The sequence below is a fragment of the Photobacterium sp. OFAV2-7 genome, assembly GCF_022347985.1.
Taxonomy (GTDB): Bacteria; Pseudomonadota; Gammaproteobacteria; order Enterobacterales; family Vibrionaceae; genus Photobacterium.
Map to the genome: position 1 here is coordinate 1 of NZ_JAKRFQ010000093.1, position 9,659 is coordinate 9,659.

Genomic DNA, 9,659 nt, shown 5'->3' on the forward strand with positions numbered 1-9,659 from the left:
CTTAAAGGTTTACCGCTTGTTCAGGCCACACCTCATGATATAAGTCTCCGCTGGGATGATTTGAGCCATTGCGAGCAGCAGTTTGAAGATCATTCGTATATCAGCACAGGTATTAACAAGCTTAATGCCGATGATATGTCGGCTTCATTCTGGCAGGACGTTGGTGTGCAGTGTCTTGGTTGTTCCGGCTGTACGACCTTATGTCCGACTTGCTCTTGTTATGGAACACAGAGCCGGCAAATCATTCAGGCATCTGAGGCCTCTGTCCAAAATAGTCAGTCAGTTCCAGATAGCCAGACTGGGCAAGGTACTTCAGTGAGTCAGCAGGTAAGGTTTTGGGATTCTTGCTTATACGAAGGTTTCCAGCGTGAAGCTAGTTTTCATAACCCGGCTGAACAGGCTGGCGAGCGGGTGAAGCGTTTTTGGTATCACAAGTTTAGTGATGATTTTCTTCCCGAGTTTGGCCGCTATGGTTGCGTTGGTTGTGGTCGATGCGAGCGAACGTGTCCGGGTGTTATCGGTGTTCACTCGATCATGAAGAGGATAGTCAACGATGCATAGCCTAACGCCTTTGCCAGCTGAATTAGTTGATTTCTATGATGACGGTGAGCACACGCGCCATTTTCACTTTCGCTTGTTGGAAGAGCCCTTGGGAACGAGCCGTGAACACCAGTCTCACTGGCAGCAAACTCAGACCGGACAGTTTTTTATGCTCACCGTACCGTCCTTGGGAGAAGCACCGTTTAGCTTTACAGAGGTACCCGACGAGAATGGTCACTTTCGTGCTTTGATCCGCCGTATGGGGGCGGTGACATCAGCACTGTTTGAGCTCGAAGCCGGTCAAGTATTGGGCGTTCGAGGTCCGTTTGGTATCGGCTGGCCCATGGATGAGATTTCCAATAAACGGATACTGGCCATCGGAGGTGGCTGTGGCTTGGCGCCTTTGGTCAGTGTTGTCGAGCTCCTTATCGAACAGCAGAACTATACTCAATTGACATTGGTCTATGGTGCCCGTACTCGGCAGGCGCAGATGCTGAATCCGGAGCGGGAACGCTGGCAGCACATTATACCGGTGTACAACACCATAGAAGACGGGTTAACAAACGGCAGTGATAATGAATATCCTGGTACGCCGAGTGATATTCTGCCTTCGGTACTGGATACGTTTGGCGAATTGCCCGAAGTGGTGCTGCTGGCTGGGCCAGAGGCGATGATGTACTCGATAGCGGAGTATCTGGTTGCCTACGGTGTTTCGGCTCAGGCTATCTACTTGTCGATAGAGCGGCGAATGCACTGTGCAGTAGGAACCTGCGGCCATTGCTATATGGATAGCCAATATGCCTGTACCGATGGGCCGACGTTTCGCTGGGACCAGTTGCAACAAAATGGGGCGAAATAGCAAGCCTAATGAAATAAGAATTAGAAGAGAAGCAAGATGTAAAGGAGGCTTGCTAAAAAGGTATAAACCTTAGTTTGCACAAGGGGTTAGTTGACAGTTAAGTTCTTTTTTATGTTCTATATTTACTCTTTTAGGCAAAGAAATAAGGAATAAAAATGAAAAAGACACAGTTGGCTATAGCGACAATTGGTATTTTACTTTCGGCTTCAGTTCTGGCTTCAGAAGATAAATGGGGCTATACCGGAGAGCATGGTCCAGAGCATTGGGGGGATACCTATCCTACGTGTTCATCTGGCAGTAGCCAGAGCCCTGTAAATATCACTCAACCTTCTGAAGCTGAGTTATTACCTTTAGATATTCAATATCAGGGTAAAGTGTCTGCATTGACGAATAACGGCCATACTGTTCAGGCTCAGGTAGAAGGACTTAATACGCTGTTCGTTGATGGCAAATCCTTTGAGTTGAAACAATTCCACTTTCATACCCCATCTGAGAACTTCATTAAAAATAGGCAGTACCCACTTGAAGCTCATTTTGTACATGCTGATGAGAAAGGTAATTTAGCCGTAGTTGCGGTTATGTTCCAAGCTGATCCGGCTTATAACAAAAGCTTATCCAGCCTTTTAGCTGAGATACCTTCGAAGCATGATGAGATCAAGCTGGAAGCAGAGATTAAGCCAAGTCAATTGCTTCCAAGCACGGAACATTACTACCGTTTTAGTGGTTCTTTAACAACACCACCATGCAGTGAAGGGGTGCGTTGGTTCGTTTTACAAGAACCTGTCCCAGCTTCTAGCAAGCGAATTTCTATGATGCATGAGGTAATGGGTGATAATAATCGACCATTGCAACCGTTGAATGCACGTGTAGTTATCGAGAAATAAGAGCGCTGAAGCGTTTGAATAGTGGAAATAGCTTCCTGAGTTTTAAGGAAGCTATTTTTTGTATCTGTATCATTAAAACTTTCTTCAAGCGGATTCTACCGTAGAAAAAGCCTCACTCACTTTATCCCGGATCCACTTATGTACAGGATCATGTTGATGCCGCTCATGCCAGATTCCGCGAATGGTTACAGCCGGAAGAGGGAAGGGGCATGGCTTGATTTTGAGTCCGAAAAATTGCTGACCTTGCATGGCGAGTGACATAGGCAGAAATGCAATGAGGTTTGAGCCTGGTAGTAAAGCTAACTGTGAGTTGAGTGTTTCGGTATAGAGGCCTACCTGGCGCTCAGGCAGGCCAGCTTGTTGCCCGTAGAGGGTGACGGGATCATCTTTGTCATCGAGCAGGCTGGCTTGTATGTGGGGGTAGTGGAAAATAGTGTTGCTATGCCATTTCACCAACGCCGGATGGTGTTTATCCAGCAAGCAAACGAGCTCCTCGTCGGCAAGGCGCTTTTGCATAAACCGGGGATTGGCTTGCAGGCCGGCACCAATTATCATCTCCAGCTCACCTTTATCCAGTCTCTGGTCGCTGTCGGCTGTTAAAATCTGTATATCAAAGATGATGTTTGGCGCTTCATCTTTGATCGCCCTGAAGGCGCCTGCAAGGGAGGTCGCAATGAGAAAGTCATGGGTCTGGATCCTGAACTGACATCTTACTGTAGCTAAATCTAAGGACTTTGGTGTCAAGAGGGTATCTATTTCATCCAGTATGAATCTCAGCTTGCCTGAAAGCTCGAGGGCGTAACTGGTTGGCTCCAGCCCCTTTGCATTTCGAATAAACAGTGGATCATTGAAGGTCGTTCGCAGCCTGGTCAATGTGTGACTCATGGCAGACTGGCTCACATTCATTTTTGCCGCTGCTCGTCCAACATGCTTTTCTTCGAGCAAAGCGTGCAATGACTTCAAGAGGTTAAGATCAACTTTTGAAACATGATTTCTATTCATAATTGTTATCAAGCGTAATCACTACTGCTAATAATGGTGCGAGTGTAAGCTCTTTTCAACCCTTCAAAAGGATAAGAGCATTATGAATGTATTAATTACAGGCGCCAGCAGTGGTTTTGGTAAGGAAACCGCAATTGCGCTGGCTGAGTCGGGCCATACCATTTTTGCAGCCATGCGCAGCTTGCAAGGTAAGAATAAAAACAGTGCGGACCACCTGCTTGAGCTGTCAGCAACGCTTACCGGTCAGATCATTCCCATCGAAATGGATGTTTCTTCAGATAAGTCAGTAGAGAAAGCTGTAAGCGCTGTATTGAGCCAGATAACCGGATCACTCGATGTTGTCATTAACAATGCCGGTGTCTATATCGGCGGGCTTAATGAAACAATTTCCCTGCCGCAGGTCGAGCAGACGTTTAACGTCAATTTGCTTGGTGCTGTTCGCGTGATGCGCACTGTGCTACCAACGTTTCGCCAGCAAGGAAAAGGAACAATTATCAATGTAACGAGCAGCCTGTCAAAGTTGGTGCTGCCATTGAGTGGGCTTTATACCGCGAGTAAAGCGGCGCTTGAAGCGCTAAGCGAGAGCTATGCCTATGAGCTTGCTCCGCTTGGTATCGAAACTTTGATCCTCCAGCCAGGTTCGTTTAATACCGGGATCATGAACAAGTCTCAAAGGCCTGATGACGGAGAGAAAAGCAGCGGTTATTGCGAAACACTGAACCAGGCTGAACGAATAAGCCAGCAATATATCAATTTAGTTAAAGATAGTTTCATCAATAATTCACCTCGATTTGTTGCTGACTCGATTGTTGACTTACTTGCTATTCCTTATGGAGAGCGACCATTTCGAACTCTAGTTGACCCATCAGGGCTGGGTGAACAGGTTAAGGTACTCAATAGCCACATTGAACAATCTCAACAGACATTTATGCAGTCTGTTGGCTGCGAAAACATGATGCAAATTAAGGGGGCTTAGTAATGGGTACATTAATGAATGCGGTAACTGGGTTGCTTTCGGTTTTCTTTATCTTTGCCAGTTCTATCAAGCTATTTGGCTGGCAGAAGATGATCTTCGAGAAGCAGCTTGCCTTCTTTCATTCTTATGGTTTTAACCGCCAGTTTATGTTCTTGGTTGGGTTAGCTGAGTTATTTGGCGCTATTGCTATCTGGTTCCAGGGTAGCCTTCTTGGAGTGCTGGGTGCTTTGGCACTGGCCGGAACGTCGCTGGGGGCGATAGTCTGTCACCTTCGCTTTGATACATGGAAAGATGGGATCCCGGCGATGGTCACCTTGCTTCTATCAAGCATGGTGGTCTATTTTTCATCCTCTCTCCTCTAACGCTTGCCGTTGGGCTGCACCTGTTTGCTCTAAGTGCAAAACACAATTGCGTGCAGGTGCATTGTTCATCGGGTGTGTCGCCAATATTCTCTCAAGTAACAAAATGTCAGCTTTTCGACAGGAATTAATGATGAAAACCAAGAAGATAAAAACTGCAACCGTAGCGGCCTGCTTTTCCGTCACTGCTCAGGCGCTGATTCAACAGCTGATTGAGTCGGGCACTCGGGTTGTTGGCTTCGGGCGTAAAGGAGACGAGCAGCGCGCTGCCGAGCTAGAAAGAAAATATGACGGAAAGTTAACTGTCCTATTGGGTGATATGACTGTTTCAGAAGATTGTCAGCAACTTGTCTCGCAGTCACTGGCTGTTTTGGACGGGGCAATAGATGTCCATTATCACTGTACTGGCGTGTATTCCTGGAGTCGCTGGGAAGATGTGGAGCCCGTTGAAGTCGACCGCCTGTTCAGTGCCAATTTTACAACGGCTTGGATGCTTGGCAGAGAGGTCTTTTCGGCAATGAAGCTAAGGGGAGAAGGAGCGATTATGTTTATCTCGGCAAGAGATACGATTCGCAATATCCCCGCTGGTTTCGGGCCGTATATGGCTTCAAAGCTTGCTCTGAACGGGTTGGTTGAAAGCCTTGCGGCTGAAGGTGTGCAATACGGGATTAAAGTTAATGCCGTGCTGCCGACGATTGTGGATACCGATGTGAATCGACAGGCCATGCCGGACGTTGAACCGATGACTTGGGTTGATCCGGTTCAATTGGCTGAGATCATGGTAGATCTTACCCAGCCATCCAAAACAAATTTATCGGGAGCCTTGATTCCGGTATCAGGAAAGATGCTGTAAGTCGTCAGTGCTTGGCTGATTAACCCAGATGGATACGTAATGCCGTATCCATCTTTCTAGTTGCGGAGCTTGCTCACTTAAGCTTTGTTCAGTGCCTGGTTTAGCCACTGGTCGAATTGGCCTTTAGGTAGTGCGCCGTTGATTGTGTCGATAACCTGGCCGTTTTTAAACACCATAATCGTTGGAATAGAACGAATCCGATATTGAGCAGCAAGTGTTTGCTGAGCCTCGGTATCAATTTTAACGAAGCGAATATCTCCGTCTCGCTCAGCGGCAACATCTTCAAAGATAGGTGCAAAGCCTATACAAGGGTTACACCACGGTGCCCAGAAATCGACTACCACAGCTTTTTCGCCCTGGATCAGGGACAGGAAGTTGTCGGTTGTGCCTTCAACGGGCTTACCGTCCAGTAACTTATCTTTGCATGCGCCACATGAGGCAATGTCGTTAACACGTTCGGTTGGGAAACGGTTGAGTGCCTTGCAGTGTGGGCAACGGGTAGTCATAGTGGTCATCATTGCGTTCCATTAAGAGTCTTTGGCAATAATGTAACGACTACCCCAAGATTAGAAAAGCCGGAATAATAGATTGATACGATAGATTGTTTCTATCAAGTTAAAGTACTGGCTTACTTTACTTTAACTGACTTCGGTGAAGTACTTTGTTAGTGAATTAACCCCAACTCCTTTGCTTCCGCGATAGTCAGGCCGCTATCTCGAATGTCGCGAAGCATTTCGATACGGCGTCTTGCTTCTGCCTGTTGGCGTTTGGATTGAGCTACGCTTGAGGCAGTTTCATCTTTGTAATCCCACTTAGAAGCAACATCTGCAATCTCTGTGTGGTCGATAGAATTGATAGACACAATTACCTCCTAAAGAAACCCTGCGTCGAAATCAACTTATCTTTACCAAACGAAATTGGAAGAGTTAAGACGATAAAATCCACTTTGTGACATATCGCATAATAGTGCAAATTGTATGAAAACATGCTTTGAATTGGACGAGTTTGGGGGTACCTTTGACTGTTCCAGCCCATGAGAAATCATGGTGGCAGATCAAATTTTTTGCGTACACTTGTTTTGTTTTATTCACCCTCTTTTTGTGTCGTTTTCGCCCCAATTGTTACCGCAGTTCAATTGTAATAAAACTGTTATATATTAACCGGTTACACCTTATCCAGACGAGTTAAAAGAAGGGGAAGATGTTGCAAGCTCTCAGTTGCATATCTGAACATTCTTCCCATATATTATTCACTTTGCTTATGATCAAGCGTTATGACCAAACGTGTCTTCTTATCTGTTCCGAATCTGAACTCCCTGCTTCTAACAATAAGATAAAGAGGATGATGAAGATTGGCATATGTCCGATAAGCTCATCCCAACCAGAAAGCAGAAAAGTTGTGGTGAATATTGCCAGCAACAGGGCGTAAATTATCCGGTTGGCAAGATTGGCAATCAAGAGTAACCCGATGACTGCTTCACTTACCCCAACGAATAGCACGAAGTGAAGGTTGCTGATCTGGGGGAGGTTGAGTAGCGGAAAGAAATTGTAGTACTCGTTTTGGTCGATAAATGCCAACGCCATGCCAGGAAGCATAAGTTTATTGTGGATCCCCAGTTCTAATAACTGAAGCCCAAGTCCTATCCGTATGAGATGAACAGCGGTTCTTCTCCATTGATTCTTGTTCCGCCCCAAGGATTTACAAAGACTATAGTCATTTCTGTTAAGGCTCGGACCAATAAAAACCAGTGCAAGGCCAACGAACAAGAACTCGAACAGATAATCAAGCGCGATAAATAAAGGAAAGAAAAGCAGCAGTGCGAGAGAGGTGAGTACAATGGCAACACCCGTGAGGCTGACTGAAATTGCCATAAGGACGATAGCAGCAACCTGGATGATGACACCGTACAGTGCAAGCTGGGGTGAGAGAGTAAGGTTCGGGGCAAGAAACTCCCCCTGCAATAGGTTAATGGCAAGGTAACAGTTAAGAATCAGCACCAGGATGTACCATAGCCATGGATGGGACGTTATGACAGGGCGAGTTAGTCCTACTTTTAATGACTGAGGCACGATTGTGACGCGGGTGAACAGTACGGCTAAGATGAACAGGCTGAGTGTTGTCACAGTAAGTGCAAGTGCAATCAGATCGTAGGGGAGGTTAACATCTGGGTTGGTGCCATCGGGGATAAACCACCTTACGTGGGCATACCCGGGGTTGCTAAAACAAAGGCAAGCCAAACAGGCTGTAATGACAAGCAAAGCCTTACCGTGAGGCAATTTCATTCTTTTCATTTATCGAATCCTCTCAAAGGGCTATCTCAGATCATTTTGCTGACTCGTTATTGGGTGCTGCCGTCAGCGTCAAGAGAAAAGCTTCGAGCTGGTTGAGTTGATAGGGTAATAATTTAAGTGCAGCAATGTCTGAATGTGTATCGATAGTCTTTGCTGCGCGGTTGTAGTACTGAAGTACGTCTTTAAGGGTGCTAAATTGTCCGGCATGCATATAAGGGGCAGTCGCCGAAACATTCCTCAGGCTTGGGACCTTCGTTGCCCCTTTGAGTTCGTCTGCGGCTCTTTTACTGAACAGTAGCTCCTTACATTGCGATTGCAGGCTGTCGCTATAGTGACCTAGGCAGTTGAATGGATCGGCAAAGGCAAGTTCAAGCCCACTCCAGTGTCCTTTTTGCGCATCAGGATGAGGTTCGGGAATGGTTGTGGCGTGAAATCCGCCATTAGATAGCAATGGGCCATTATGGCATCGCAAGCATTGCCCTTGTTCGCTGATGAAAATTTTAAGCCCTGCGATCTCTTGCGCCTCTAGGAGAGGAGCTTGAGTCGGAACCGATTTCTCTGATGTTGCCATCATTTGATCGACATAACGATCAAACCGGGTATCTACCGGCCATAAGGTTGACTGATAAGCAGCAAGAGATTTTCCAATATTTGCGAAAACTCGGTTAATGGCTTCTCGGATAGGTTTGTCTAGCTGGTGCCACAGTTGCTGCTCTGCAGGATACTGGCTGCTCGGGGAGGCTTGGGCTGGCAGTATTGTATCGGTGAGCTCATCAGGAATAGGACCAAAAATGGATTGGTAAAGTTGCGGGTATTTGTCGAGGACGTGTAGTGCATACTGAGTGCGTGTACCGCCGTGTTCAATGTGGTTCTCCAGTGGCTTCAGGGCCTGGGCCCATAGGCTATCAGCCCTTCCGTCGAACATGTACCAGTTATAGTTGGCTGCACCGAGCAATGACGGAACTTGCTTAGTTATTGATAGATCATTGCCTGGTTTAAGAGTGAAATAATGTTCTGGCTGGTGGCAGCTTGCACAAGCAACTTGTTTAGATCTGCTTAGTTGGGTGTCACTGAAAAGTAGCTCCCCAAGCAATACCGCCTGTTCGTTGTGTAGATATAGATTTGAGGCGTCATTTACCTCCCATTTTTCAGGGAGGCGCAAGCTGCTAAGAATAGCCAACTCTTTTTGACTCCATTGTGCTTCTTCAGACGTCGATATATTTATTATTAGGCTAATAGCTAACAAGGTCGTAGCACATGAAGTTATTAATAATGTTTTAATTAGTGTTGTCATGATCTAAATCAAATTCTAATTTTTGATAGAAATCTGAACTATTATTAATACCAATAAGTTCAATCTGCCACTTCCCGTACATATTAAACTTTACGCCATCAATAATGTATTTCCCCGGGTTGATTTCATCAATTAGCTTAGGCTGGGAGGGGAGGCCGTGTTGGTGATCAGGCATGCCTCCCTTGACAGTAAACTCTAAATCTTCAACTGGTTGTCCTGAAGAGTCATCAATGATGATGAGCCATGAGTGTATATTATTCAATGTGATAGGGAAGTCTTCCGGGGCAGCGTTGACGTTATAGTTGGCATTCTGCACGTTAATAGGCAGCGCAGTACCAGCAAACAGAGGATGAGCTAACATCAGGATGAAAGTCATTACGGTGTATTTTATGAACATGGTAACCTAGCACTTTAATTTTTTGTATTTATCGCTTTAGTATTGGTTTGAAAATAATTACCTTCAACCTCAGCTTTGAGAATAACCATAATAAATGTATTGATAATGCTTGAAGGGTAATATTACATTTCAGGGTTATTAATATTGTTATTTTTATATCTGATGATTAATGGTTGTTTGAGTATAGATGTCAATTAACTATAG

12 protein-coding genes are annotated in these 9,659 nt (G+C 45.7%); 6 read left to right on the forward strand and 6 right to left on the reverse strand.

Features of this window, described 5'->3' with window-relative positions; all coding sequences use genetic code 11:
- The 3 genes from MHN01_RS07965 to MHN01_RS07975 form a co-directional block, all read left to right on the forward strand.
- The coding region (locus tag MHN01_RS07965; protein WP_239410844.1) for a 4Fe-4S dicluster domain-containing protein at window positions 1–561 on the forward strand (561 nt) is incomplete at its 5' end.
- A complete protein-coding gene (locus tag MHN01_RS07970) occupies window positions 554–1,399 on the forward strand; it encodes an FAD/NAD(P)-binding protein (protein WP_239410845.1) in 846 nt (281 codons plus the stop codon). The genes MHN01_RS07965 and MHN01_RS07970, both read left to right, overlap by 8 nt.
- A gap of 155 nt (window positions 1,400–1,554) precedes the next feature.
- The gene (locus tag MHN01_RS07975) at window positions 1,555–2,283 is read left to right on the forward strand and encodes a carbonic anhydrase (protein WP_239410846.1); all 729 of its coding nucleotides are present in this window, start codon (window positions 1,555–1,557) and stop codon (window positions 2,281–2,283) included.
- An 84-nt stretch (window positions 2,284–2,367) separates the two neighbouring features.
- Here the strand turns inward: MHN01_RS07975 and MHN01_RS07980 are convergent, their stop codons facing one another.
- The gene (locus MHN01_RS07980; protein WP_239410847.1) at window positions 2,368–3,285 is read right to left on the reverse strand and encodes a LysR family transcriptional regulator; all 918 of its coding nucleotides are present in this window, start codon (window positions 3,283–3,285) and stop codon (window positions 2,368–2,370) included.
- 82 nt (window positions 3,286–3,367) lie between these two features.
- Between MHN01_RS07980 and MHN01_RS07985 the strand changes: the two genes are divergently transcribed.
- From MHN01_RS07985 to MHN01_RS07995, 3 genes are all read left to right on the forward strand, one after another.
- Window positions 3,368–4,261 carry an SDR family oxidoreductase gene (locus MHN01_RS07985; RefSeq protein ID WP_239410848.1) on the forward strand — a complete coding sequence of 298 codons (894 nt, stop codon included), beginning with the start codon at window positions 3,368–3,370 and terminating at the stop codon, window positions 4,259–4,261.
- 2 nt (window positions 4,262–4,263) lie between these two features.
- On the forward strand, window positions 4,264–4,623 hold the full coding sequence (locus tag MHN01_RS07990) for a DoxX family protein (RefSeq protein WP_370646458.1): 360 nt from the start codon (window positions 4,264–4,266) through the stop codon (window positions 4,621–4,623).
- Between the two features lie 127 nt (window positions 4,624–4,750).
- Window positions 4,751–5,473: an SDR family oxidoreductase gene (locus tag MHN01_RS07995; protein ID WP_239410850.1), complete on the forward strand. Its 723-nt coding sequence runs from the start codon at window positions 4,751–4,753 to the stop codon at window positions 5,471–5,473.
- Window positions 5,474–5,550: 77 nt separating this feature from the next.
- On the opposite strand, the gene trxC is transcribed toward MHN01_RS07995, so the two are convergent.
- The 5 genes from trxC to MHN01_RS08020 form a co-directional block, all read right to left on the reverse strand.
- A complete protein-coding gene (gene trxC, locus MHN01_RS08000) occupies window positions 5,551–5,988 on the reverse strand; it encodes a thioredoxin TrxC (RefSeq protein ID WP_239410858.1) in 438 nt (145 codons plus the stop codon).
- Window positions 5,989–6,137: 149 nt separating this feature from the next.
- On the reverse strand, window positions 6,138–6,335 hold the full coding sequence (locus MHN01_RS08005) for a hypothetical protein (RefSeq protein WP_075765877.1): 198 nt from the start codon (window positions 6,333–6,335) through the stop codon (window positions 6,138–6,140).
- Between the two features lie 409 nt (window positions 6,336–6,744).
- Window positions 6,745–7,764, reverse strand: coding sequence for a hypothetical protein (locus MHN01_RS08010; RefSeq protein WP_239410851.1), 1,020 nt, complete (start codon window positions 7,762–7,764; stop codon window positions 6,745–6,747).
- Between the two features lie 31 nt (window positions 7,765–7,795).
- On the reverse strand, window positions 7,796–8,944 hold the full coding sequence (locus tag MHN01_RS08015) for a cytochrome-c peroxidase (protein ID WP_239410852.1): 1,149 nt from the start codon (window positions 8,942–8,944) through the stop codon (window positions 7,796–7,798).
- A gap of 97 nt (window positions 8,945–9,041) precedes the next feature.
- On the reverse strand, window positions 9,042–9,419 hold the full coding sequence (locus MHN01_RS08020; RefSeq protein WP_239410854.1) for a FixH family protein: 378 nt from the start codon (window positions 9,417–9,419) through the stop codon (window positions 9,042–9,044).
- Window positions 9,420–9,659 lie beyond the last annotated feature (240 nt).